Below are 24,564 nucleotides of genomic sequence, written 5' to 3' on the forward strand. Positions count from 1 at the left end.
ACTTAGACTTTAAAACGGCAAAACACCTAGCGTTTTAAAAACACTAGGTGTAACGAATTGTGTTATAACACAGATAAAAAGAAGCCCTCAAACTATTTATTATTCCTCATCAAACTGCTTCTCCCCATACTCTTCTAAATAATGAATTCGCTCAAGCATCGTTGGATGGGAATACCTAAAGATCTTCACTAAGAGCGGTGGGTTCACTTGACTTAACCCTGTTTTTGCAAGCTCTTGAAAAGAATGAATTGCCGCTTCATGATCGTTCGTCATCTCAATTGCATACATATCAGCTGATTTTTCCTGGTATCTTGACACCGTATTTGTTATAGGACTTGACGCAAATGTTAAAACACCAAGTAAAAGCAAAAATAAAGGAAACATTGTCAGCTCTTTCATTGAGTTAATTTTAAGCAAAGGACCAAAACGTTGAATGAGTTTTTCCATAAGCAAATGAATGAATAATAAACCAAATAGGCTTAGAAGGAGATATCCTGCTATACCAACATAAATATGCTTCATAACATAATGTCCCATTTCATGCGCCATGATAAAAAGTATTTCTTCATCCTCTAATTTATTTAACGTCGTGTCCCAAAGGACAATTCTAGAGTTTGAGCCAATTCCTGTTACATAGGCATTCAAAGCATTTGTTTTCTCTGACATATTTACTTCATACACATGCTCTGCCGGTATATCTGCCCTGTCAGCTATTTCAAGTATTTTAGTCTCTAATTCCTTGTTTTTTAACGGATAAAAATCGTTATAGAGAGGATCAATGACGACTGGTTGTACAAACATGAGAAACATTGAAAAAGGGATTGATAACAACCAAGCATAGAGCCACCATCTTTTTTCAAATTTACGAATAAGTGATAGGACAACAAAAACAATTAACGCCATTAAAAAATAATTCACCCAAAAATCAATAAGTTGATCTTTTATCCATGCATGAAAGGATTGAGTAGTAATGTGATAGGTCTTAGAAATTTGGTACCCAATCCACTCCACCGGCAAACTAAGTAGTGTGATAAAAAGCGAAAGCCAAAAGAAAAAGATAGCAGATTGGAAAAACGACCTCTTTGACGTAGCTTGTGACCATTCCTGCATCTTACGTGATAAACCTGTAAGTAGAAAAACAAATAAGAGGAACCATTCAAATGGTACCGTGACAAAGTACAAGAAATTTTTCAAAGTGGAATATTCTTGTGAGAGGAGTTGCTCTCTTCCTGTCATAAACGTTGCAGGATCAGCTGCTGTCCCCTCATATGGCGCAGGTACTCCCGAACCAGAAAAAATAAACAAATACCAATAAACAACAAGTCCGTACAAGAAATACACTGCTATGGATGTCGTTAACCATTTTCTCATTTTTGTTGCCCCCTCGAACAAGCTCTTTTTATAGTTTAATCTCACTTCTTTTTCTTTAGAACTTATTAAAGATTAAAGGGGAATTTTCCGGAAGTGAAACCGTCCTTTTTCTGTGTTAAAAGAACATGCTATACAACACAAGTGTACCGATTGAGCCCATCACAACGATGATCACGTTAGCTCCAGTAAAAGCAATTAATATTGCAGCAACGGCTCCAACTACTCCAAAAAATACATCCTCACTAATTAAAAAGACCCCAGGTACAATTAATGCGCCCAATGTTGCATAAGGAACATTCTTAAGTACATTTTGGACAAAAATTGGCAATTTTAACTGACTTAATGCAACAAGAGGAATCATTCTCGGAATATATGTAACGATTCCCATTCCAATGATCATAAGTAGGATCGTATTATCCATTATGGATCACCTCTTTTTGATCATACTTTGCATAAAATAACTCGACTAAGCAAGCTGCCAAAAGTGTTGATAGCACAATTGCCCACCCAGTTGAAATGATTCCAGAAGCAAAGCATAATGAATTTAAGATCGCTGCCACACCTGCTAAATAGAGCACTTTCCTTTGCTTTTTTAGCGATGGGATAAGCAAGCCAATAAACATCGCATACAAAGCAATTCCCATACTTTCTTGAACAGTTGTGGGTAAGCTAGCACCAATAACAAAGCCAATTCCCGAGTTAACAACCCAGCTTGCATAGGAAATCAACATTAATCCAAAAAGGTAGCTTGCATTCACTGACCCTTCCTTAGTTGAAGCAACAGTGAACGTTTCGTCCGTTAAACCAAACGAATAGAGAGCTTTCTTCCAAAGAGAATCCTCTTCTACCTTCTCACTTAGTGACGCAGACATTAAAAAATGTCGAATGTTTACTATGAATGTAGTAAAAATGATTTCAATAGCACCTGTTCCAACAGCTAAAAGACTTAAAGATATATATTGTGCTGCTCCAGCAAACACGAGAAGACTCATCATAACCGTTTCTGTTAGGGACAAGCCTGTTGATTTAGATAAAAGCCCAAATGTTAAGGCCACAGGCAAATACCCAATCGCAATGCTCACACCACCTTGGATGCCTTGCATAAAATGAGATTGCTTTTTTACGAATGTTGTAGACGTTGACATGTTTGTACCTCCTTAAGTGGCATTAATTTCGGGTTATCCTTATACTTCGGCCTAGACGCATACGTGTATTTTCGATTCTAACTAGTTTATTTTCGATTTATGTCCATTTATTTTCGAATTTGACCAATTTATTTTCGAATTTCGCCTGTTTATTTTCGATTTTCATCATTATATTCACTTTTCGACAAAAACAAACACATTCTTCACTTCACGCATAATGTAAAAGTAAATAGCAGCTCGCCTTTTCTCCTGTATGATTAGAATAAGTATGAGTATGATTAGCCTCGAACCTCATTGAGTCCCCTTTCTTCAACTTGTATTCAACGTCTTGAATACCAACTGTCATTTCACCATCACACACAAGTACATACTCCTCAACCATTCCATGATGACGATCTGAGGTGTGAACACATTCCGGCAAGATTTCCATATAATACACCTCAAAATTTTTTGAGGAATCAAACGGAAAATAAGGATATACTTGAAGTAGTTCTTCATTTTCAGTAACAGCTGTTTTTTCTGATAACCGCACAACTGACACAGTTGGTTCTTTTTCTTCCACAAGAGATGAAAAGGACACTTGTAGGCCATTGGCTATTTTCCACAGTGTGTTAACAGTTGGACTAGATTCACCTTTTTCAATTTGAGAAAGCATCCCTTTACTAACACCCGTTAATTGTGCAAGCTGGTCATAGCTATACCCTCTCAGCTTACGAATATTTTTCAAATTCTCTGCAATTTGTACTTGAATTGTACTCATAAAAACTCCCATCTTTTGCCTTTGTATAAAATAGTATACATTTGCATGTTATAACAAACAAGATTTTTTCATATTCTTATAGAATTTATACTTCCGGATCAAAGTCCCTAAAGGAAAACAGAGAAATATAGAGCGAAGTCTTTCCTTCATGGTCGCAACAAGACTGACTAGTTGGTATGTTCCTCTAAACGAATTAGCAGGTAAAGGAGACTCTAATGATGCAATCACTCTTACTTAAGAATGGAACCATATATTCTGAACAAAAAAAGATCAATAATGGATATGTTCAAATAGAAAATAACAAAATAACCGGAATTGGTGAAACAGCTTTTTCAGCATATTCTTTAACGAAAACAATTGAACTTCCTTGGAACTATCACGTGATTCCGGGTATGATGGATCTTCATATTCATGGAGCAAATGGTGCAGATACTATGGATGGGACGAAGGAAGCATTAGATACCCTTTCTCAGATTCTACCGAAAGAAGGTGTAACGAGTTATTTAGCGACAACCATGACGGAGAATACGGCATCTATTGAAAATGCGCTAACTAATATAAATCAATATATGGAAGTCTACCAAGAGGAAGGTCAGGCTGAACTTCTAGGTGTTCATTTAGAAGGACCTTTTATCCATAAAAATAAGGCAGGGGCTCAACCGATTCAGTACGTTCAAGACCCAAGTATATCTCTATTCAAATCTTGGGAAAAGAGATCAAATCATCATATTAAGCTGGTTACTTTGGCACCGGAGCTCCCACAGGGTCTTGAGCTCATTAAATATCTTACATCAAAAAATATCATTTCATCTGTAGCACATTCTGAAGCAACCTATGAGCAAACAGTAACTGCGATACATCACGGGTTATCACATATCACCCATTTGTTTAATCAAATGCCTGGCATTCATCATCGTGAGCCTGGCGTTGTGGGAGCTGCTTTTTTACACGATGAGGTGATGGTTGAAATGATTGCTGATGGGATTCATGTCCAACCAGAAATCGTGAAGCTTGCATATAATCAAATAACACGAGATCGTTTAATATTAATCTCTGATGCCATGCGTGCAAAGTGGCTAAAAGATGGGATATATGAGTTAGGTGGTCAACTAATTACAGTAAAAAACGGGAAAGCTTTACTATCAGAGGATACTCTTGCTGGCAGTGTACTTAAAATGATTGATGCTTTTAAAAATATCCAACACTTTACTGGGTGTTCAATCGAAGCTGCCATTCAAATGACATCAGAAAACCCTGCAAAACAACTAAACTTATTTCACAAAAAAGGCAGTCTTTCAGTTGGTAAGGATGCGGACATCGTCATTCTTGATGAGAATTTAGATGTTTATATGACAATCTGCAACGGTAAAATAGCTTATAAAAGGTCTCCCGAAAACGATAGGGAACAATCCATCCGGGATAACACGGGCTAAGGAGAGTGAGATCAGAAATGCAGATTATTGAAGTAAAAGATTATGAGGAAATGAGTCTAAAAGCCGCACAATACATCCTAAATAAAGTAAAAAACAAAAACAAAATGGTTTTAGGATTAGCGACAGGCAGCACACCACAGGGTCTATACTCCCATTTAGCTTGGGATCATCAAAAGAACAACACATCCTACACAAATGTGACAAGCTTTAACCTTGATGAATATATTGGAATTCCCCCTTCGGATCCAACTAGCTACTTTTACTACATGTATGAAAGGTTTTTTTCACACATCGATCGTGTAAACGAAAATGCTCATATCCCTAATGGTTTAGCATCAGATCTTGATGAAGAATGCAAACGATATGAACACCTTATACAAGTAGCTGGCGGCATTGATTTGCAAGTATTGGGAATTGGGAGGAATGGACATATTGGATTTAACGAGCCTGGAACTTCATTTGAATCACCAACACATGTAGTTGAACTAACAAATTCTACTCGACAAGCAAATGCTAGATATTTTGATACCATTGAAAAGGTTCCCACTCACGCAATTACAATGGGGATCAAAACGATTCTAAAGAGCAGGGAAATTTTACTTTTAGCTTCTGGTGAATCAAAGCAGAATGCGCTCGTACACCTAATTACAGGTGAGATTACTGAGCAATTTCCTGCCTCTGCTTTAAAACATCATTCAAACACAACAGTTATCGCTGATGAAGTTGCCTTGCATGGTGTGAAGCAGCTTCATCCTAGATAATCCTGTATTCGGAAACTTTTTTATGAGATCTGTAGCATCTATTCTTATTAGACTCCAATAAAAATGACCATTAGGAACAAACTTTCAAGAAAAAAACTGTGCTAGTAAAGATTTTTTTCGTACGAAAGTGTCGAATATAGTTGAAAATGGCAAGCAAACAGCTCTAGATAAAAAGCCTTTCACAGACTAAAAAAGCATGGCACCCACTACTACATTGAAGGTGACATGCTTTTTATTAGAGTCTAGTCGTTAAATCAACAACGCTTTATCTGACAAAGAACTATCAGATTTAATTTTAGAGAATTCATCTAGCAAGGAGGAAACGGTAAGTCCTTTCTTCACGTTACCTTCTGCTTCGAATACAATATTCCCTTTATCCATCATGATCAGTCTGTTACCAAGATCAACTGCCTGCTGCATGTTATGAGTAATCATTAAAGTTGTTAGTTGACTCTTCTCCACAAGCTTCTTTGTTAAATTCGTAATTAGCTCAGCACGTGATGGGTCAAGTGCTGCTGTATGCTCATCTAAAAGCAGGATATCTGGCTTTGTGAATGTAGCCATTAATAATGATAGGGCTTGACGCTCTCCCCCTGAAAGTAAACCTACTTTAGCAGATAGCCGATTTTCTAATCCAAGACCAAGCATTTCAAGCTGCTCTTTGAAATAAACACGTCGTGATGAGGTGACACCAGGCTTTAGCGATCGTTTATTTACCCTTGAATAAGCAATCGCTAAGTTCTCCTCTATAGACAGAGTAGGAGCTGTCCCTGCCATCGGATCCTGGAATACACGACCGATATAACGTGAACGTTTATATTCTGGAACATCGACCATTTGCTTTTCTTTAATCAGAACATCTCCTATATCTGGAGTGATTCTTCCAGCAATAACGTTAAGTAAAGTCGATTTTCCAGCTCCGTTACTCCCAATAACCGTGACAAAATCTCCTTCTGCTAGCGAAAGATTTAACGAATTCAAAGCGATTTTTTCATCCACAGACCCTTCGTTAAACACCTTATATATTTGCTTTAGCTGTAGCATTGCCTACACCTCTCTTTCTGCGTAAGCTTTTCTTTCGCTTATCCTTTTGCTTATCAATCACCTGTGGAATGACTAGGGCACCGATAACAATACAAGCCGTTATTAGCTTCATATCACCTGTTTCAAAGAAGTTCACTCGTAATGCCATTGCGACAATCATGCGATAAATAATAGCCCCGATAATTACCGCAATAGTTGCTTTGACGATTGTCTTTGTTCCAACTAGCGCTTCCCCAATAATGACAGATGCTAAGCCGATGATAATCATACCAATTCCCATCCCAACATCGCTAAAGCCATTGTATTGGGCAATAAATGCTCCTGCAAAGGCAACAAGTGCATTTGAAAGACCTAATCCGACGATTTTAAGCATATCCGTGTTGGCTGAAAAGCTTGTAATCATATTTTGATTATCTCCTACAGCTCTAATCGCAAGTCCAACCTCTGTTTTTAAGAAGTAGTCTAAAAGATATTTAATAACCAAGATTAACAAAATCATTATCACAACAATTGACCATGTCTTCGGAATAAATTCACCTAGACCAACGGAAGTAAATAGATTACTAATTGCTTGATCAATGCCAAGCTTATTCCATCCAGCTAGTAGATGTGTAAAAACCGTTTCCTCCTGTAGAAGAGGAACATTTGATTTTCCCATAATTCTTAAATTAATCGAATATAAGGCAATCATCATTAGAATTCCAGAGAGAAGGGGGTTAATATTCCCCTTCGTATGAAGTACTCCCGTAATACAGCCAGCTAAGAATCCTACGAGCAATGCGATGAATGTGGCTAAAAATGGATTCACACCATTTACAATTAAGATGGCACTAACCGCTGCTCCAGTCACAAAGCTACCGTCAACTGTTAGATCTGGGAAGTCTAATATTCGAAATGATAGGTATACACCTAGAGCCATAATCGCATAAATTAATCCAGACTCTACCGAACCAAATAGGGCTGTAAACATTTTATATCACCTTTATTCTAAGATTTCTGCTTCTTCTTTCCACTCATCTTTGATTTCAATTCCCATGTCCTCAGCTGCTTTTGCGTTAATTTGAAGCTTTAGCTTTTGTGGATATTGAACAGGTACCTCACTTGCTTTCTTTTCACCAGTTAAAATACTGACTGCCATTTCACCTGCTTCATAGCCAATATCGTAGTAATCAAATCCGTATGCTGCAAAGCCACCGCGCGCAACAGAATCCAATTCACCAACAAATAACGGAATATCCTCATCAGCTGCTACACCGATCACACTCTCTAAAGCTGATACTACTGTATTATCTGTAATGACATATAATGAATCCACTTTACCGATTAATGATTCTGTTGCTTGCTTAACTTCAGCAGAGGTTGAGACAGATGCTTCTACTACTTCAAGATCTGTACCTTCCATTGCATTCTTCACTAAATTAATTTGAGCTACTGAGTTTTGTTCTCCAGAATTATAGATCATTCCAACTTTGTTACCTTCGATATTCTCATCAATAAATTTCACTGTATTTGGAATGGCATCAGGATGTGTATCTGTAGTTCCTGTAATATTTGCCCCCGGTTCTTCAAAGCTGTTTACTAGGCCACCACCAATAGGATCTGTTACAGAAGTGAAAATAATTGGGATTTCATCAGTTGCATTTAATGCACTTTGTGCACTAGGAGTGGAGTTTGCAAAAATAAGATCTACATTGTCCCCAACAAAATTAGTTGCGATTGTTTGACTATTATTTTGATCTCCTTGAGCAATTTGAACATCATACTCTACTTCCAGACCCTTTTCTTTAAGTGCTGCTTGGAACCCTTCTAAAGCCGCATCTAGAGATGGATGCTCAACAATTTGGTTTACACCTATTTTAAATGTTTTTCCCTCAGAGCCTGAGCTACCTTCACTCTCTGTTCCCTCTGATGTTGTTTCACTTGATCCACAGCCTGCTAATGCTAGGAAACTAGCTAAAACAAAGCTACTACCAATTTTCCATCCTTTTTTCATGGTAACTCCCCCTTGTATACTTTTTCATCACTTTTACGCTTTTATGCTTTTATTGATTAAATTATACAGAAAAAAAGAAATACTTCAATATATTTTGAATATTTTTATAATAACCTTTCTAGGTAGTTGATCTCTTTGCTATATGTAGTTGTAAAGCTTGACTCTCATTAGAAACCAAGGAAAAATGTAGGCAGACTGGTTCCCTTTAGAATGATAACCTCAAGAAGCTAGTCTCTAAAAAGCTCGATGTCAAAGCGAAAAGCTCCAATCGATACATAGCATAGTTTCCTAAGCAAACAAGAAAAAAAGCTGGTACAAAATAAAGAGCCAGGCACCCTCCGACCCCATCTATTATGTCCACTTGATAAATCATGCGTACATATAGTTGTTACGTTAAGGTGCCAGGCACTTTTTGTCCCAGCCTCTTCTACTATTCTTTTACAATATTATTTTTGTAAAACTTGATCCTTTAAGGCCCTTCTTAAAATCTTCCCTGTCGTATTTTTCGGTAGCTCCTCTAAAAATTCAATTGAGCTTGGAATTTTATATTTAGCTAAAGACTCCTTACAATAGTGAAGCAAGTCAGCCTCTGTTAAATCTTTATTTTTAGAAACAACAAAGCATTTAACGGCCTCTCCAAAATTAGGGTCCGGCACCCCTAACACCGCAACCTCAACAACATCTTCATGATTGTATAATACTTCTTCAACCTCTCTTGGATAAACATTATATCCACCAACAAGGATCAAATCCTTCTTACGGTCAACGATGTAAAAATACCCATCTTCATCTTGTTTAGCCAAATCACCCGTATGCAGCCAGCCATTGCGAATTGTATGGGCTGTCTCCTCAGGCATATTATAATACCCCTTCATCACATTCGGTCCTTTTACTACGAGCTCTCCTACTTGATTTGTTGGAACCTCTTCTCCCAATTCATTCACAACTTTATTCTCAACGTTCACGATGTTTGTACCGATTGAACCAGGCTTCCTTGGACGATCCAAAGGATTAAAGCAAGTCACTGGAGAGGCCTCTGACAGTCCATAGCCTTCTGAAATCATCACCTTAAACTTTTGTTCAAAGCCTTTTAATAGGGCGACAGGCATGGACGCACCACCTGAGATACATAGTCTTAATGTCTTCAAATCTTCTATACTTGCATTCTCATACTGAAGCAGAAAATTGTACATGGTAGGTACACCTGCGAAAACTGTGGCTTCATATTGCTTTACTAAGTTAAAGATTCCTTCTGCACTAAATCTCGGAACAATAAGAAGTGTTGCACCATTCATAAGTGGTGCATTTAAAGCAACAGTTAAACAAAAGACATGAAACATCGGTAAAGTTGTTACAACTATGTCTTCATTGTTAATCTTTAAGTAATTCGCTGTATCAATAGCATTACTATACAAGTTTTTATGAGTTAACATCGCACCTTTTGGCTTGCCTGTCGTACCAGATGTATACAAAATAACTGCTACATCATCCTCCTGTAAATGTGGACCACCAAATTCGACAGACCCTAACTCAAGCAATCTTGTAAACGATTTCAACTTTGTGTAAATAGAAAGCTGTGTTACATCCACACCTTGCTTTTGATCACTTGGTGGTGTCTCACATGAAATAATATGTCCTACCGTCGGTAATACGTGATTTAGCTTTTCAAATAGTGGTACAAGTAAATCAAGTGTAATCACTGCTTTTACATCACCATTGTTAAGTATATAAGCAATCTCATCTGGTGTATAAATTGGATTAATCGGAATAACGGTCGCACCTGCGCGAAGAGCTCCATATAAGGAAATAACATAATATGGTGTGTTCCCTAAAACGAGCGCTACATGATCTCCCTTGGTAATCCCTAACTCCGTTAAACTACTTGCAAACTTATTGATTGCTCCTTCTAGCTCATAATACGATGTTTCCTTGCCCTCAAACACAATAGCTGGTTTTTTACCATGCTCCTGTACCGTTTGTGATAAACGTGAAGATAAATTCATTTTTCCACCCCTCCGATAAATGAATGAACAACCATTCATTTTTTGATTATGAAAAATCCTCTCCCAGTCCATAGCTGCAAAATAGAATATTAACGAAGGCCCCCTTCTAAATGAAAGATGCGTATTTAACACACTACATACACCTAACAATTCATGTAAGAACGAAAAAAGCCTACATAAATAAAGAAATATTCTACCTTTATTATAGGGAAAGGTCGAACGATTGACAATCTATGGAATGGATTTCACACAAAGAAAAGCGAAAAAGAAAGAGGACACCTTACATGACATAAAGGATTGTCCTCAGAAAGCTTAGTAGATCAGGTTAATAAATTCAGTCTTTTCAATATTTCCAAAATACATTTTTACATCTATCTTTTCTAGAGCTGCTTCAATATGATCCTTCTCATAACGGATGTTCGTTAGGACTTCTTCGACATCCTCCACATTACCAACTCCAAAGAAATCACCATAAATTTTACAATGTTCAATGACTCCTTTTTTCACTTCTAGACGTACATCAATTTGGCCAACTGGAAAGCGGTGTGAATGCTGATAGTTAAATGTTGGTGATTTCCCATAATTCCAATCCCAATTTTGATATCGTTCTCGTGAAATTTCGTTAATGATCTTCCAATCCTTTTCCGTTAATTCATACATTGGGATGTCATGAAAGTCTGTAAAAATATAGAGAAGAAGCATTTCTCTAAACTGTTCAATCGTCATCTTGTCTTCCATGTACTCACTAATGTTGGCCACACGGCTTCGAATTGATTTGATTCCCTTTGATTCAATTTTATCCTTCTTCACCTTAAGGGCTGAAACGACACTATCGATCTCCGAATCGAATAACAAGGTACCGTGTGAAAACATTCTTCCGCGTGTAGAGAACTGGGCATTCCCAGATATTTTGCGCCCATCATTTGCTATAATATCATTTCTCCCACTCAATTCAGCCTGAACCCCTAGCTTTGCTAAAGCTTGTACAACAGGCTCTGTAAACTTTTTAAAATTATGAAAGCTATCTCCATCATCCTTTGTAATAAAGCTAAAATTCAAGTTTCCTTTATCGTGATAAACAGCTCCACCACCTGATAGTCTTCTCACTACATGTATTTTTTGCTCCTCTACATAAGCTGTATTAATTTCTTCAATTGTATTTTGATTTTTGCCAATAATAATGGATGGCTCGTTTATGTAAAATAATAGATAGGTTTCATCTGGATTGAGGTGCTTGACCGCATACTCTTCTATAGCTAAATTTATTCTTGGATCTGTAATACCTTGATTATCAATAAATAACAAAGGATTCCCTCCTACATGTTTTTTGTCCATTCAAACTTGCTTGAAGCAAGGGAAACGTGTCCCTTATAATGCTTTTGTACTTCTGTTATTAAATCTTGATGATTCCCAAAATGGGGTAAATGAGTTAATAACAGCTCCTTCACCTGACTGCTTTCCGCTATTTTACCAACTTCGGTACTATTCATATGACCTGCATTTGTCCCGTCTTGATATTCGTAAAAGCTACATTCTGCTAGTAACAAATCAGCCTGCTCGGAAAATGAAATCAACTCTTCCTTATAGCTCGTATCTGCCGTGTATACAATAGTTGATTCTCCGTCTGTCATTTTCATGGCGTAGCAAGGAACCGGGTGTATGGTTGGTAAAAATGAAATGGTAAATGGACCAATTGTTATTGAGTCCTTTGGATCATATGCAATTCCCTTTGTTGCTTGTTTATATGTAAGCTTATCAAACGATTCTTGATCCTCTTTGTGACCATAAATAGGAATCGTCTTATTCTCACCATTCAATATAGATGTCACTAGGCTTGCATATTGCAATGGACCAACATCTGCAATGTGATCATGATGATAATGCGATAAAATGACCGCATCTAGTTGTTCAATAGATATGACTTCTTGAAGCTTAGAAAGGACTGCGCTTCCACAATCCACTAGTAAACGAAAACCATTTGATTCAAGTAAATAACCTGAGGTTGCTTCTCCAGCCTTAGGAAAACCTCCCCAATACCCAATTACCTTTACTTGCATACATTCCACCCTTTCTCTTGTAAAGCTCCAATCCTATCTCCATTATACAAGAACAAAAGGCGTCTTTACAAAAGGCTGTTTTCTGAAGCAGTCATGCTATCATCTCTAAATTAACTACAGCGTAGTGCGTGGGGATTTGCCAAAAATAACAATGCATTTGAAAACATTGTTTCAAAACAAAACTTATTACCCATTTATCATGTAATCCCCGATCTAAACAAAAATTTCGTTCAAATTAGGCTTGGTTGTTACAAAACAGTTATTGACACTTTCTAATCTGTTATAATACAATGACAGTAACAAATGACATGGAGGCGATCCAAATGATCATAAAATTAACAGAATTTTTCAGAAATTTACCTAAAAAACAGTGTAAAGAATGTGGAAATGAAATGGAAGAACAGCATGAATGCTACGGCAACACATGTAACGAATGCTTGCATATTATTGATCTATAAGAACAATCTCTTCTTATAAAACACTCATACTACAATTTCTTCTTAGTTTCTTGATCCGTCATTCTCTCAGACTGTAAACACGCCCGATCAATCGGACTTGTTTACAGTCTTTTATTTTTACTTACGTTCTTTCGTAGTAGGATACACCTACACACTTCAAAGTCACCCTTCCTCACTCAAGCGCCATACTGCTAGGCGGATTCCTTTAATCAGAACAAAAAAAGGCCTCGGATATGATCAGTCCGAAGCCCTTAAGTTCGCAAACTCTGTGGATGCGTTTTTAAATTCCCCAACATTGGTAGTTGTTAGGATGTCGCTACCAGGTTTCTACGATAGATGGTCGATTCTCTTAAAGCTAACTTTGATAGAAATTCATGTTTTTCCAAAGATCGATAGTGTTTATTATGTATTTTTTCATACATTACATCCATCGCCTTTGTCGCCATTTCTTCTACAGGAAGAACAACTGTTGTCACCATTGGTTCTAGCAACTTTGCGATCTCCATATTATCATAACCTACAACAGCTAAATCTCCTGGTAAACGCCAATCTGCTGTTCTTGCCTCTGAAATGATTCCAGCTGCAACAAGATCACTTCCGGTAAAGATGGCTGTTGGCTTCACTTGCATCTTGAGAATTTGTGCGAACACATTCTTTCCATCTTCATAAGTGGAAGCCTTTTCAAAATAAAGTTTTTCATGCAAATATAAGCCTACTTCCGATAGTGCAGACTTAAAACCATGTATTCTGGCAGCCATTCCTTCACTTACAATCCCATTTGAACAATAGGCCATTTGCGTGTGTCCTCTCTCAAGTAAATGCTTGGCAATCATATAGCCTGTTTTAGCTTGATTGATATACACCATCGGTATGTGAGCATCCTCTACATATTCATTGCAAAGAACAATTGGACCATATTGTAAGTAGGAATCGATTACAGACCATTCATTCTCAAAGGAAGTCATGATGACGCCATCAACTTGTCTTGTTTTTAATAAATTCAAATAGTTTTTCTCTTTCTGTTTTGAATACTGTGTTTGACAAATGATCAGCTGATACCCCTTATCAGACGCCTTCATTTCTAACACGTCAAGTAACTGACTAAAAAAAGAGGTAGAAATTTTAGGAATAAGCACTGCAATAATGCCTGTCTTCTGATTTCTTAAGCTTCTCGCTGCAGAGTTTGGCACAAACCCCAATTGCTCCATTGCCTGCTGAACAAGCTTCTTCTTTTCATCTGATACATACGGATGGTCATTTAAAACTCTCGATACAGTGGTTCTTGACAAACCAGCTAGCTTCGCGACATCTTCAATGGTAGACAAATTTCTCCCTCCCCATAGGCTCTATGTTGCCCACCTTGTTCGACCGTTGGAAACGTTTTCACAAACTATTATATGTAAATATCAAATTAATTTCAATCCTTTTTTACATGATTTGTTAAAAAAATTATCATTGGACGTAGTGGAGTATGTGAAAATTGTTGGATTTTGTCGTAAAGTGAATAAAGTATTGATTTCCGTTAATAAGAGGTTTAAAAGCGAAAATACTTTAACAAGATCCGAAAATACTTTCTCTAAAAGCGAAAATAAATGAGCCAATTTCGAAAATACCATCATTTCAGCTAAACATGAACAAACAGCAGGTACACAACCCGCTGTTTGTTGGAATCATTCTGTTATTCTATTAATAAACTTTATCACCGTTAAAGATTGAATTCTTCACAACTACGTAATCAACATGACGGATTGCATCTAGATTGGTTCCACCTGCATATGAAATGGAGGACTGAAGGTCTTGTTCCATTTCAGTTAAAGTATCCTGTAGAGCCCCTTTGTGTTCTACATACATTTTCTTTCCTTCTACATTCTTCTTTTCACCTTTTTGGAATTCAGAAGCAGATCCGAAATACTCTTTGAAGAGCTTTCCATCCTTTTCAATTGTCACACCAGGAGATTCCTCGTGACCTGCGAATAATGAACCAATCATCACCATCGTCGCACCAAATCGCACTGACTTCGCAATATCACCATGTGTACGTATTCCACCATCAGCAATAATTGGCTTACTTGCAGCTTTTGCACACCATCTCAGTGCAGCTAACTGCCAGCCTCCCGTTCCAAATCCCGTTTTAATTTTCGTAATACACACCTTACCAGGTCCTATACCAACCTTTGTCGCATCCGCTCCAGCATTCTCCAATTCACGAACTGCTTCAGGTGTTCCAACATTTCCTGCAATGACAAAGCTTTTAGGTAAATGCTTTTTAATATGTTGGATCATTGAGATAACAGCATTAGAATGTCCGTGCGCAATATCTATTGTGATAAATTCAGGAACAAGATGTTCATTTGCTAGCTGTTCAACAAATGCATATTCTTCTTCTTTCACCCCTACACTTATGGAAGCGATGAGATGACGAGATTGCATATCTTGAATGAATTGAGTTCTTGTTTCAGGCTCAAAACGGTGCATCACATAAAAATAACCGTTCTCTGCTAAATAAGTAGCAATTTTCTCATCAATAATTGTTTGCATATTTGCAGGTACGACCGGTAATTTAAAGGAATATCCACCTAATTTCACACTTGTATCACACTCTGAACGACTATTTACAACGCATTTCGCTGGAATCAACTGAATATCTTCATAATCAAACACATTATCCATATATAGCACCCCTAAAAACGAATATTATTACTTTCAAATAAATGAAATGTTCGTACATTGAATAATTTACTGCATTTTTCACCCGTTGTCAAAGATTATTTGCTGTTTTTTCTAAAATCAAACGTTTAAATGAGAGAAGGACCTTTTATTTTGTAAGCGATTCCCTCTCGAAACATTCTCTCTCACAAACATGTAACAAAAAGCATTTTCCATCCACATATTTAATGGTAAAATAATGCAACAAGAGGGGGGTTTTATGATGAAATATCCACTATTAAAGAAAGACGCAACAATCGGGGTTACTGCACCCTCATCAGGCGTTCCAAACGAATTACACAAGCTTGTAGAAGGGGCTAGTAAGCGTTTGAAAGCACAAGGATATGAAGTAGTTTGTGGAGATACAGTTTGGACACAGGAAAAAGTCAGGTCTTCACCCGCACAAGTAAGGGCAGAGGAACTTACTAAGATGATGCAAGACGAACAAATCGATTTTATCTTTCCTCCATGGGGTGGCGAACTCCTAATTGAAATACTTGAATACCTAGATTTTGAAACGTTAAAGGAAAAATGGATATTGGGTTACTCAGATCTCAGCGTATTATTAGTAGCTATTACGTTAAAAACAGGAATCGCAACTGCACATGGGACAAATTTGGTAGATGTAAGAGGAGAATATTCAGATGAAACAACAGCCATGTGGACTTCTGTCTTATCTACAAAAAAAGGTGAATCCGTCCTACAGCATTCATCAAAGAACTACCAAAAAGAATGGCAGTTCGATAACCCAACACCTTATATATTCGATTTGAGCGAGGAAACGCAATGGAAAACGGCCTCAAATCTTCCACACAAAATTGAGGGTCGACTTCTCGGTGGATGTATTGATGTGATTAGGCATCTTATCGGTACACCATATGGTGATGTTGCAAGCTTTAGACATAATTTTATTTCTGACGAGCCACTGATTTGGTATTTTGAGAACTGCGCGCTCAATACGACTGATTTACGCAGAACATTGGTTCAAATGAAGCTAGCTGGTTGGTTCCATCACTGTTCAGGTATTTTGTTTGGAAGAAGCCCAGCGAATCACCCTGTTAACGGGTATACAGCTGAAGACGTTTACCAGGAGCTTTCCGAGGAGCTACAAATCCCAGTTATCTATGACATAGATTGTGGTCATGTTCCACCTCAGATAACCTTTGTCAATGGGGCATATGCTGAGGTTGAGACGCAGGATGGTCAAGGGACTGTGCGTCAGCATTTTAGGTAGTTTTAGCAGGTAGGATGTAAAAAGAAGTTGGATCAAAACTCAATTTTTTTTTAAAAAGACGCACGATTATCGTTGGACTCGGTTGTTACTTATTAATATGTTGTGGAAGAACACGTACGTTCAACTCTATTACACTAGCAATTAACAATCGAAGGCACTAACAAATAAATCCCGAACGATTGAGTGATTATTCATTGAGATATCACCTAATCGTTCGTGCAAAGCTAGTTACTCTTGTATAGCTAGCTTTATCTCTTTAATAACTCATCATTAGGCTGCTTATCAAAATTTATTTTGAGTGTACCATAAGAACACTCTTTCTTCCCTTTAGAAGACAACCCCATCATTTGATACGCCGACTTCCCTTCTATAGCATCATAGATATTGAATGCATGCAACGGTAATGAGATTTTCATTTCTACTGTTCTTATAGAATAACAAGCTAATCACTATGCCTAATTCATTGAGAGTTTACATGCAAAAATAGAGGCTGGGACAGAAGTGCCTGGCTCTTTGTTTTGTCCCAGCCTCTAAAAGTAACTTACCATCTTGAGAGTTTCACTAGGGGATCAATCTGGTTACTCACCATTTAACTGCTGTTTAATGAGGTGTTGAATGAAAAATAAGATGACTAAACATAAACAAACTAAATCCGAATAAGAGAATTAATGTAACATAAAAAACATTATTCCACCCTTTCCCTTTTGCATAAATAGTAACTAAGAAGAAAAAGAGAAAAGCACTCCCAAATATAAAGAGTAAAAACTCCTTTATTTTATAAGACTTTAAAAGTAATTCTTCGTTATAAAACAGCTGCAGATTTTCACTTATGGAAATCGGAACAGTAAAGATAGATATGACTAAAGCGAATACCGTGAAAAGTCCATATATAGTGAGCACCCTTTTCGCACTCCATTCCCTTTTTGTCACAATTTCAACATTCTTAGATAATTCCGGTTGTAATTGCATCAACATGGCCTCCCCTGCTATTTCTTCCTTCTTATATACGAAGATATTTAAAGAAGGTTCCTAAGATTCGGTAATTCAAATAAACTCCCCTCCTACTTATATGTATAACACCATATGTTCCTCAGCCCAATACCGGTCACCTAATTTCAATGCCCTTTCCTCCAACCCATAGACTTTAAATCCCATAGTTGAATATAAACGTTTAGCTCTATCATTATCGGAAACTACAGTTAGATGCAGTTGTTCAATTTGGAATGATCTGGCTTTTAAGATTATCTCTTCCAACAATCTCTTTCCGATTCCAAGACCCCGCCCACTCTCTGAAACATACATGGCTAAAATATTTGCTTTATGTTTTATTTTAGTTTGTCGTCCAAGTTGCAAGGTCCCAATGCCAAGTAAATCACCCTTATTATTAAAGGCCCCATAAGTAAGTCTATTTTCACACATTAATTCTTCCCTATATATGTCAATGATATTTTCCTTATCTACCACTTCTTCATAAGTCATTAGAAAAGCTTCTGGCTGATGTCTTAATGCTTCTAATCGTAATTCGCCATATTCTTTTGCATCTAATGGTGTTAATAATTTAATATACATTATTTGCATTCTCCTCTTTCCTTCCAAGATATGCTTGCTCATGATCCTAAACACTATTTATGTATTAAGGCAGTTTCTTGGATCAATTTCAACTAATTTATAGTGCGATAATTATCTCCATCCGTACCAATAAAGTCCGTAATAACTAAAAAATACATTGAATAGTAAATACTATTTTAGGTGAAAATACCCTTATTATGATGTAGTTTCCATATCGGAGGTTGAAATGAAAGAGAAAATTAAAATGTATTTGTTACTTATTTTGCCTTGGTTATCTATTCATAAGCTTGGGAGAAAATCCTTTCTGCGCTTCCTGCCTACTATCGTTTTTAGTGATTTGGTCATTGCTTTAGTAAGTGAGCTATCCAAGAAGTTAAAATGGTGGAAGGTAAAATATCCTATTTTCCCTAAGTTAGCAACAGATGTTTCATTTGTTTTTGGTCCTTTTACCATCATTAATCTTTGGATTTTTAAGTTGACCTTCCAACGATTTTGGTTATATTTAATGAGCAATATTGTCGCGGATTACTTATTTGCTTATCCATTGACTACACTTGCAGAGAAGCTAGGCGTGTATAAAATGGTGAAAATGAGCAGAAAACAACTTTTCCTGTTAAGTATAACGGTTGCCATTGTAAACTACTTCTATCAAAAATTCCTTGTCGAGCCCCTTAGAAGAGTACAATCTTGAAACCAGCTTTGAATATAGACTATTGATGAAAGTACCTTTTAATATAAGAGAATAAATACATAAGCTTCTTTAGAAGTAAGAGTTGGTACGTCTATCATACTTCCTTGTATTTCAATTTATTTGTTAGTTCCTACCTCCTATCTCATGCTAACTAAAAAGGACTGTTTAAGCAGTCCTTAGTTGTCTTTTCTCTATTTTCCCTTTATTTTTTAAGTAACTCTATAAAAGCTTTGACGTCATGTAATATTTCGTCTGGTTGAACACCAAACGCCAATGTTTGATAGTTCGGTAACCACTGCACTCCAATTGTAAGGACATTAGCTTGTTTACCTGCTAAAATATCTGCGTCACTATCTCCTAAAAAAATAGCTTCAGAATTTTTTATGTTAAGCTGTTCCAATGCCTTGTTCAAGCCTTCTGGATGTGGTTTTGGTATGGTAACATCATCACCAGTAATGATCACATCAAATAAGCCATGCATTTTAAGGTAATCTAAAGAGATAAGAAGACTTCTGCTCGCTTTTCCTGTTACAATCCCCAACTTATATCCTTCTTCTTTTAAGAACTGGAGCAAATCATTCATCTCCTCATTTTCAAGAACAAGGTCTCCATGTCTTTCACTATACTTCTCATAGTAGTATTCAATTGCTTCTTTATGATTTGAATGCATAAGATTTTCTCTGATAATTCCAGTCTCTGACGGACCAAACATGGCCTTTATCTCTTCTGGTGTAACTTCTTTGTTGTCAAACTCCCTAAATACAGCTTGAAAGGCATAAAAACAAACTGGTAACGTATCAGCAAGCGTTCCATCAAAATCAAAAATAATCGCTTTCATATTTACACATCCTTTATCAAAATCTGAAAAACTAAATTGAGACACTTTTTCTCTGTCCATTAATAATGGTTTTCTATTTTATATTCCACTCAAACCATCTGCCATGACCATCAGCTTCTCCAATTATTTCTTTATAGTCTACACCATCAATAAAATAATCAAGGTGAAGTTTTCTATCCCACATATTATTATAAAGGTGAAAAACATCCCTGTTTTCCCCCATTTTCTGAATCTTCTCAATGAGAATACGCTTAGATTTTTCAGGAATTTGATTCGCAACATGGGTATGAAATATGCCGATCAGCGTTTCATCTGGTACTCCTTTCATAACGTCTTTAAGAAGGGCAACTCCATCACCTTCTAAAAGCTCCACAGGATTCTCTTTAAAACAAATGACAGCACTCTCAAATAATTCTAATCTCTCTTTGTGTTCTGGCCAAATTAATGATTTTAGCCATAGATAATCTTCCTTATTTCGTACATCACTTATATGTAAGTCTAATCCAACCTTTGAAGCTACTGGAGGAAATTCTTTCAGTAATATAGGAGTCTCTACTCCTCTCATTTCAGATGTTATATGCAATATGGAATGTTGATCACCGTATATTTCATTCGTACCATAGGAATAACTATACTTGTCCCATAAAAGTTGAAGGCCTGCACTAGTTCCAATTTCTATTAAAGCTAATGGCTTTTTAACTTTGTTATACATATAACAAAAGCTTGGGTATAAGTAAGCACAACGCCTAACTTCATTCGTCTGGACTAGCTTACTTTGTAGTATTGTTGTAACCTCACGTCTATACTGTCTACAAAATTCTTTAAAATAAATAAAGGATCCATCCACATCTAGTGGATCCTCAACAACACTTGGGTAATATTGACTTAATACGTGTTCTCTTCCATTAAGCAATAAATAATGAACTGCACCAAATAATAAGTTTGGGACTGGTTGGCCTTCTTTAGCATGTAAACATAAATCAAGCAATTCATTATCTTCAGCGATATTGAGCGATAAATATTCATATAATTTACTGGAATCTTTACATTCTATATGAGCAAAATTTCTAAATGTTTGAGATAAGTGAGCTTGGTCCATATCGTTGCCTCCTCTGTAAGAAACGAAAGCAAGTTTATATTGCTTTTATCAGAAATTTACTTTTAGACTCCGATGCTACTTCTTCCTACTATATTCTTCTATGCAACCTATTACTTGTTTAGGAAAAACGTTATTTACCTTATGACATGCTACTATATATAAAAGCACACATCACATTTTCCTACCCTAAATAAATCTCCCACAGCTTAATTCGTTGAATTTCCCCCTTTTCTCTTCAAGAGTAGCTACAAATTGATCAGATTCATGGATATAGACATGAACTTTATTAACCTGTTTTTTAAGTCCAAAATACCCTGTAGAATATATAGGTTTATTAAAAGTAATTTCATGCTTTAATTCATCCGTGATCCCAAATAAACTAGTTAGCACTCTAGGAAAACTAGTAGCATGAAACACTCCTTTTTCTTGAATGATTTCCCCTTTATTCGTGTATGTAAGCTGTGCCTTTTTAATTGAATCAATATCAGCGAGATGGAAAGAAACCTCTCTTCTCCCACCTATTTTTATTTCAACATAATCATCCACCAGTCGAATAGGCGTGTTTCTCACCCAATTATAATCACCAATCATGTATAAAATGCTATATATGTGAAGAGCCGAGAAGATGTTAGCATATGATGGATCTACTTTTTTTAAGTAAATATGAAATAGGACCATTTCAATCACCTGTTCATGAAGGAGCGCAATAAATAGCCAAAAATAGTTTGAATGTTTGTGAAGCATATATTTGTTTCTTCTTTTAATTTTCCAATTAAAAAAAACATAATATAATATTTTCCATTCTTTCACAATAATAGCAAGTAACGGATTTTTTTCTATTTTCCCCTGTTTATATTTAACAAATAAATAAACAAAAAATAGAACTAGCAAGAAAAGTATTAGGATGAGAGAAATTACCATTTGCTTATCCACATTCTTCTATCCCCCTTCCTATCTAAACTTCTTTAATCTTTTATTTGGAATTAATGGCTCGTTTATTTTTGTTTAAACAAATTAATAAAAGGCTTAAGGTCGACTCACTCTGGAAACTAGCATATTGTAGTAATCAACTCCACTTTTTGTTTAGACAAAGAAAAAGAAGGTTAATATTATTAGTATAAGTATCGAAACACCCCCTCTTATCCATATCATTTTCTTACTAATTCCTGCTTTTCTTTCCAAATATTCTATATAAATCGATGTTATAATTAGTGCAAATACTACAGTAAGATATCCTTTTGTATGATGAATCTCTATAAACATCACACCTCCAAAACCAACTAAAGCTAAACCAAGTGCTCCAAAAACTAAAAAAATCCACGTGTTACATTGAGTTTTTTTCACATAATAATCTCCTTTTCATTTTCAGATGATCGGACACAAATTACGTTTTTTCTTATATTAACATATATTTCTATTATAGTTTTAAAATGGTTTTTTAAAAACTATAATCGTGCTTTTCTTACAGTACTACAACCTATTTTTCTAATTTCAGAATAATGCAGTCATCATTTGATAGAGATCATAACAAAAAGCCTAAACTACGTTAGACTTCTACCTTTGACCCACTATATTGAATTTTTAGTTGATTTAAGCAGGTGTTGATTTTTTTTCATAAAAGTGATTACTCACCCAATAATAAATCGAATCAAGATTTCTGTTTTATGACAACTGTCTCCATAGCCAACCTCCTACGTTAAAAAACAACACTTAAGATTTTTCTGGTTCTTTAAATACTAACTAACGTTTGAGCTATGTTAGAACGAAAAAAAGATCCCCCACAGGAGACCTTGTTAATTTATTAATTTAATTCAGGTAACGGCTCTGCACCGCTTTAGAAGGAATATTTACTTAAGTATCTTTAAAGAGATAACCTCCTACCTATCCTCAATTTCTTAAAACTTCGGAGCAACTCTATGCTTTGTTGCTTGCTCAAACCCATAAGCAATTTCGATTAAAACTGGTTCGCTATAAGCAAGACCTGTGAAGGTGATCCCTACTGGCTCCCCATCATTCGCGTAGCCTGCAGGAACGGTAATGGAAGGATAGCCAGCTACCGCTGGAAGTAACGCACCTATGTTATTAGGAGTGACAATTGCGTCTAGCTTGTGCTCCTTCATCACAGCATCAACACCTCGTCTAGTTGCCCAGTCATGATCACGTTCAAGTGAGCGTAAATATTCAGCTTCCGTTAAAGTTCCGCTTGTTTTGTCTGAGTCAAGGAAAAGCTTTTGACCATACTTTAGTGCTTTTTCACCAATCTCATTATTTTTTCGAATGACATCAGAAAGAGTACGAACCTCTAGACTTGGATCAACGTTTTTTAAGTAAGCCTGTAAACCTGATTTAAATTCATAAAGTAACACGTTAATATCCCAGTCTTCAGTTGTTGTTTCATATTCAAGTGAATCTACAACAACGGCTCCAAGATCAGTAAGTTTTTGAATAGCAGTATTTAAAACTTCAACTTGAGAGTCATTTAATTCATCAAAGTAAGTCGCGCGAGCTATCCCTATTCGCTTCCCCTTTACTCCATCCTGCTTCAAGAAGTGAGTAAAGTCTGTTTCAGATAAAGGATTTGTTAACGTGATTGGATCGTTAGAATCAGTTCCATTTAAGATATTCAATAAAATACTCGCATCTTCGACCGTTCTTGCCATCGGTCCAGCTGTATCCTGAGTATGTGAAATAGGGATAATCCCCTTTCGACTGATTAGACCAACAGTTGGCTTTATTCCTACAATTGAGTTTTGACTTGATGGACTTAGTATCGATCCGCACGTTTCCGTACCTACGGCAACCGCTGCTAAATTCGCAGCTATAGCCGCTCCTGAACCTGCTGACGAACCTCCTACAATGAAATCTGTACCATATGGATTTAAGGTTTGTCCACCTCTTGAACTGTATCCTGTCGGCATATCCTCTGCAATAAAGTTAGCCCATTCTGTTAAGTTCGTTTTCCCTAAAATAATCGCACCGGCTTCTCTTACTTGCTTTGCAACAGTTGCGTCTTCCTGAGCATATGAATCCGCTAATACTAGTGAACCTGCACTAGTATGCATGTGATCCCCAGTATCAATATTATCTTTTATAACAACCGGTATTCCATGCAAAGGACCTCTAGCCCCCTTTGTTTGTCGTTCGTAATCCAATGCTTGTGCAATTTGTAATGCTTCCGGATTGATTTCTATAATAGAGTTGATACTTGGTCCAGATTGATCAATCTCCGCAATCCTCGCCATATACATCAAGACCAGTTCCTTAGAAGTAATTTCGTTCTTGTCTAACTTATTTTGAAGATCAGTGATTGTTGCCTCAACTAACCAATCGTTCTTTTGATTGTTTAAACCGCTATGTTCCATTCCAGTAACCCCCTACTATGTAGAAAAATAATGCATAACA

At 36.5% G+C, this 24,564-nt stretch carries 25 protein-coding genes; 5 read left to right on the plus strand and 20 right to left on the minus strand.

The genetic code is table 11. The features are described 5' to 3' along the window. Positions 1-99: 99 nt before the first annotated feature. The 4 genes from A9C19_RS15570 to A9C19_RS15585 all read right to left on the minus strand — a co-directional run bounded on the left by A9C19_RS15570 (position 100) and on the right by A9C19_RS15585 (position 3,276). Positions 100-1,371: a M48 family metallopeptidase gene (locus tag A9C19_RS15570; RefSeq protein WP_072580792.1), complete on the minus strand. Its 1,272-nt coding sequence runs from the start codon at positions 1,369-1,371 to the stop codon at positions 100-102. Between the two features lie 115 nt (positions 1,372-1,486). Then, a complete protein-coding gene (locus tag A9C19_RS15575; RefSeq protein WP_072580793.1) occupies positions 1,487-1,792 on the minus strand; it encodes an AzlD domain-containing protein in 306 nt (101 codons plus the stop codon). After that, the gene (locus A9C19_RS15580; RefSeq protein ID WP_072580794.1) at positions 1,785-2,516 is read right to left on the minus strand and encodes an AzlC family ABC transporter permease; all 732 of its coding nucleotides are present in this window, start codon (positions 2,514-2,516) and stop codon (positions 1,785-1,787) included. Before A9C19_RS15580 ends, A9C19_RS15575 begins: the two co-directional genes overlap by 8 nt. 208 nt (positions 2,517-2,724) lie before the next feature. Beyond that, entirely contained in the window at positions 2,725-3,276 is a 552-nt protein-coding gene (locus A9C19_RS15585; RefSeq protein WP_072580795.1) for a helix-turn-helix domain-containing protein, read from the minus strand. Positions 3,277-3,494: 218 nt separating this feature from the next. Here A9C19_RS15585 and nagA point away from each other — a divergent pair, with 218 nt between their 5' ends. Then, entirely contained in the window at positions 3,495-4,709 is a 1,215-nt protein-coding gene (gene nagA / locus A9C19_RS15590) for an N-acetylglucosamine-6-phosphate deacetylase (RefSeq protein WP_072580796.1), read from the plus strand. 17 nt (positions 4,710-4,726) lie between these two features. Further along, positions 4,727-5,470 carry a glucosamine-6-phosphate deaminase gene (gene nagB / locus A9C19_RS15595; RefSeq protein ID WP_072580797.1) on the plus strand — a complete coding sequence of 248 codons (744 nt, stop codon included), beginning with the start codon at positions 4,727-4,729 and terminating at the stop codon, positions 5,468-5,470. A 249-nt stretch (positions 5,471-5,719) separates the two neighbouring features. Here the strand turns inward: nagB and A9C19_RS15600 are convergent, their stop codons facing one another. The 6 genes from A9C19_RS15600 to A9C19_RS15625 all read right to left on the minus strand — a co-directional run bounded on the left by A9C19_RS15600 (position 5,720) and on the right by A9C19_RS15625 (position 12,567). Then, positions 5,720-6,514 (minus strand): ABC transporter ATP-binding protein, encoded by a 795-nt coding sequence (locus A9C19_RS15600; protein WP_072580798.1) that lies wholly within the window; start codon positions 6,512-6,514, stop codon positions 5,720-5,722. Next, the gene (locus A9C19_RS15605; protein ID WP_072580799.1) at positions 6,489-7,484 is read right to left on the minus strand and encodes an ABC transporter permease; all 996 of its coding nucleotides are present in this window, start codon (positions 7,482-7,484) and stop codon (positions 6,489-6,491) included. Before A9C19_RS15605 ends, A9C19_RS15600 begins: the two co-directional genes overlap by 26 nt. A gap of 12 nt (positions 7,485-7,496) precedes the next feature. After that, positions 7,497-8,507: an ABC transporter substrate-binding protein gene (locus tag A9C19_RS15610; RefSeq protein WP_072580800.1), complete on the minus strand. Its 1,011-nt coding sequence runs from the start codon at positions 8,505-8,507 to the stop codon at positions 7,497-7,499. Between the two features lie 446 nt (positions 8,508-8,953). After that, positions 8,954-10,510 (minus strand): fatty acid--CoA ligase family protein, encoded by a 1,557-nt coding sequence (locus A9C19_RS15615; RefSeq protein ID WP_072581919.1) that lies wholly within the window; start codon positions 10,508-10,510, stop codon positions 8,954-8,956. Between the two features lie 312 nt (positions 10,511-10,822). Further along, positions 10,823-11,815: a lipoate--protein ligase gene (locus A9C19_RS15620; protein WP_072580801.1), complete on the minus strand. Its 993-nt coding sequence runs from the start codon at positions 11,813-11,815 to the stop codon at positions 10,823-10,825. Positions 11,816-11,826: 11 nt separating this feature from the next. Then, complete coding sequence (locus tag A9C19_RS15625) at positions 11,827-12,567, minus strand: MBL fold metallo-hydrolase (protein WP_072580802.1); 741 nt, start codon at positions 12,565-12,567, stop codon at positions 11,827-11,829. Positions 12,568-12,890: 323 nt separating this feature from the next. Between A9C19_RS15625 and yhfH the strand changes: the two genes are divergently transcribed. Continuing rightward, a complete protein-coding gene (yhfH, locus tag A9C19_RS15630; protein WP_072580803.1) occupies positions 12,891-13,025 on the plus strand; it encodes a protein YhfH in 135 nt (44 codons plus the stop codon). Positions 13,026-13,330: 305 nt separating this feature from the next. On the opposite strand, the gene A9C19_RS15635 is transcribed toward yhfH, so the two are convergent. Further along, positions 13,331-14,350, minus strand: coding sequence for a LacI family DNA-binding transcriptional regulator (locus A9C19_RS15635; RefSeq protein ID WP_072580804.1), 1,020 nt, complete (start codon positions 14,348-14,350; stop codon positions 13,331-13,333). 361 nt (positions 14,351-14,711) lie between these two features. After that, positions 14,712-15,695: a GMP reductase gene (gene guaC / locus A9C19_RS15640; RefSeq protein ID WP_072580805.1), complete on the minus strand. Its 984-nt coding sequence runs from the start codon at positions 15,693-15,695 to the stop codon at positions 14,712-14,714. 256 nt (positions 15,696-15,951) lie between these two features. Here guaC and A9C19_RS15645 point away from each other — a divergent pair, with 256 nt between their 5' ends. Beyond that, positions 15,952-16,965, plus strand: a complete 1,014-nt coding sequence (locus A9C19_RS15645) for a S66 family peptidase (RefSeq protein WP_072580806.1) — start codon at positions 15,952-15,954, stop codon at positions 16,963-16,965. Between the two features lie 248 nt (positions 16,966-17,213). Here the strand turns inward: A9C19_RS15645 and A9C19_RS21840 are convergent, their stop codons facing one another. The 3 genes from A9C19_RS21840 to A9C19_RS15655 form a co-directional block, all read right to left on the minus strand. After that, positions 17,214-17,381, minus strand: a complete 168-nt coding sequence (locus tag A9C19_RS21840) for a hypothetical protein (RefSeq protein ID WP_158515100.1) — start codon at positions 17,379-17,381, stop codon at positions 17,214-17,216. Between the two features lie 184 nt (positions 17,382-17,565). Beyond that, positions 17,566-17,934 carry a hypothetical protein gene (locus A9C19_RS15650; RefSeq protein ID WP_072580807.1) on the minus strand — a complete coding sequence of 123 codons (369 nt, stop codon included), beginning with the start codon at positions 17,932-17,934 and terminating at the stop codon, positions 17,566-17,568. Positions 17,935-18,030: 96 nt separating this feature from the next. Beyond that, positions 18,031-18,534, minus strand: coding sequence for a GNAT family N-acetyltransferase (locus A9C19_RS15655; RefSeq protein WP_072580808.1), 504 nt, complete (start codon positions 18,532-18,534; stop codon positions 18,031-18,033). A gap of 226 nt (positions 18,535-18,760) precedes the next feature. On the opposite strand from A9C19_RS15655, the gene A9C19_RS15660 reads away from it, so the two are divergent. After that, positions 18,761-19,225, plus strand: coding sequence for a hypothetical protein (locus A9C19_RS15660; RefSeq protein ID WP_072580809.1), 465 nt, complete (start codon positions 18,761-18,763; stop codon positions 19,223-19,225). Between the two features lie 202 nt (positions 19,226-19,427). On the opposite strand, the gene A9C19_RS15665 is transcribed toward A9C19_RS15660, so the two are convergent. The 5 genes from A9C19_RS15665 to A9C19_RS15685 form a co-directional block, all read right to left on the minus strand. Then, positions 19,428-20,063, minus strand: a complete 636-nt coding sequence (locus A9C19_RS15665; protein WP_072580810.1) for an HAD family hydrolase — start codon at positions 20,061-20,063, stop codon at positions 19,428-19,430. 73 nt (positions 20,064-20,136) lie between these two features. After that, positions 20,137-21,162 carry a DUF2332 domain-containing protein gene (locus A9C19_RS15670; RefSeq protein WP_072580811.1) on the minus strand — a complete coding sequence of 342 codons (1,026 nt, stop codon included), beginning with the start codon at positions 21,160-21,162 and terminating at the stop codon, positions 20,137-20,139. Between the two features lie 186 nt (positions 21,163-21,348). Further along, positions 21,349-22,095, minus strand: coding sequence for a hypothetical protein (locus A9C19_RS15675; RefSeq protein WP_072580812.1), 747 nt, complete (start codon positions 22,093-22,095; stop codon positions 21,349-21,351). Positions 22,096-22,245: 150 nt separating this feature from the next. Next, a complete protein-coding gene (locus tag A9C19_RS15680; RefSeq protein ID WP_072580813.1) occupies positions 22,246-22,506 on the minus strand; it encodes a hypothetical protein in 261 nt (86 codons plus the stop codon). 551 nt (positions 22,507-23,057) lie between these two features. Then, entirely contained in the window at positions 23,058-24,524 is a 1,467-nt protein-coding gene (locus A9C19_RS15685; protein WP_072580814.1) for an amidase, read from the minus strand. Between the last annotated feature and the right edge of the window lie 40 nt (positions 24,525-24,564).

It is taken from the genome of Bacillus weihaiensis (genome assembly GCF_001889165.1).
GTDB classification, from domain to species: domain Bacteria; phylum Bacillota; class Bacilli; order Bacillales; family Bacillaceae; genus Metabacillus; species Metabacillus weihaiensis.

Coding starts and splice junctions, on each gene's coding strand:
- guaC (WP_072580805.1), bottom strand. CDS start 15,695: ATGGATAATGTGTTTGATTATGAAGATATTCAGTTGATTCCAGCGAAA.
- A9C19_RS15670 (WP_072580811.1), bottom strand. CDS start 21,162: ATGGACCAAGCTCACTTATCTCAAACATTTAGAAATTTTGCTCATATA.
- A9C19_RS15625 (WP_072580802.1), bottom strand. CDS start 12,567: ATGCAAGTAAAGGTAATTGGGTATTGGGGAGGTTTTCCTAAGGCTGGA.
- A9C19_RS21840 (WP_158515100.1), bottom strand. CDS start 17,381: ATGAAAATCTCATTACCGTTGCATGCATTCAATATCTATGATGCTATA.
- A9C19_RS15610 (WP_072580800.1), bottom strand. CDS start 8,507: ATGAAAAAAGGATGGAAAATTGGTAGTAGCTTTGTTTTAGCTAGTTTC.
- A9C19_RS15600 (WP_072580798.1), bottom strand. CDS start 6,514: ATGCTACAGCTAAAGCAAATATATAAGGTGTTTAACGAAGGGTCTGTG.
- A9C19_RS15605 (WP_072580799.1), bottom strand. CDS start 7,484: ATGTTTACAGCCCTATTTGGTTCGGTAGAGTCTGGATTAATTTATGCG.
- A9C19_RS15650 (WP_072580807.1), bottom strand. CDS start 17,934: ATGCAATTACAACCGGAATTATCTAAGAATGTTGAAATTGTGACAAAA.
- A9C19_RS15580 (WP_072580794.1), bottom strand. CDS start 2,516: ATGTCAACGTCTACAACATTCGTAAAAAAGCAATCTCATTTTATGCAA.
- nagA (WP_072580796.1), top strand. CDS start 3,495: ATGCAATCACTCTTACTTAAGAATGGAACCATATATTCTGAACAAAAA.
- A9C19_RS15655 (WP_072580808.1), bottom strand. CDS start 18,534: ATGTATATTAAATTATTAACACCATTAGATGCAAAAGAATATGGCGAA.
- A9C19_RS15685 (WP_072580814.1), bottom strand. CDS start 24,524: ATGGAACATAGCGGTTTAAACAATCAAAAGAACGATTGGTTAGTTGAG.
- A9C19_RS15575 (WP_072580793.1), bottom strand. CDS start 1,792: ATGGATAATACGATCCTACTTATGATCATTGGAATGGGAATCGTTACA.
- A9C19_RS15615 (WP_072581919.1), bottom strand. CDS start 10,510: ATGAATTTATCTTCACGTTTATCACAAACGGTACAGGAGCATGGTAAA.
- A9C19_RS15645 (WP_072580806.1), top strand. CDS start 15,952: ATGATGAAATATCCACTATTAAAGAAAGACGCAACAATCGGGGTTACT.
- nagB (WP_072580797.1), top strand. CDS start 4,727: ATGCAGATTATTGAAGTAAAAGATTATGAGGAAATGAGTCTAAAAGCC.
- A9C19_RS15665 (WP_072580810.1), bottom strand. CDS start 20,063: ATGAAAGCGATTATTTTTGATTTTGATGGAACGCTTGCTGATACGTTA.
- A9C19_RS15585 (WP_072580795.1), bottom strand. CDS start 3,276: ATGAGTACAATTCAAGTACAAATTGCAGAGAATTTGAAAAATATTCGT.
- A9C19_RS15660 (WP_072580809.1), top strand. CDS start 18,761: ATGAAAGAGAAAATTAAAATGTATTTGTTACTTATTTTGCCTTGGTTA.
- yhfH (WP_072580803.1), top strand. CDS start 12,891: ATGATCATAAAATTAACAGAATTTTTCAGAAATTTACCTAAAAAACAG.
- A9C19_RS15570 (WP_072580792.1), bottom strand. CDS start 1,371: ATGAGAAAATGGTTAACGACATCCATAGCAGTGTATTTCTTGTACGGA.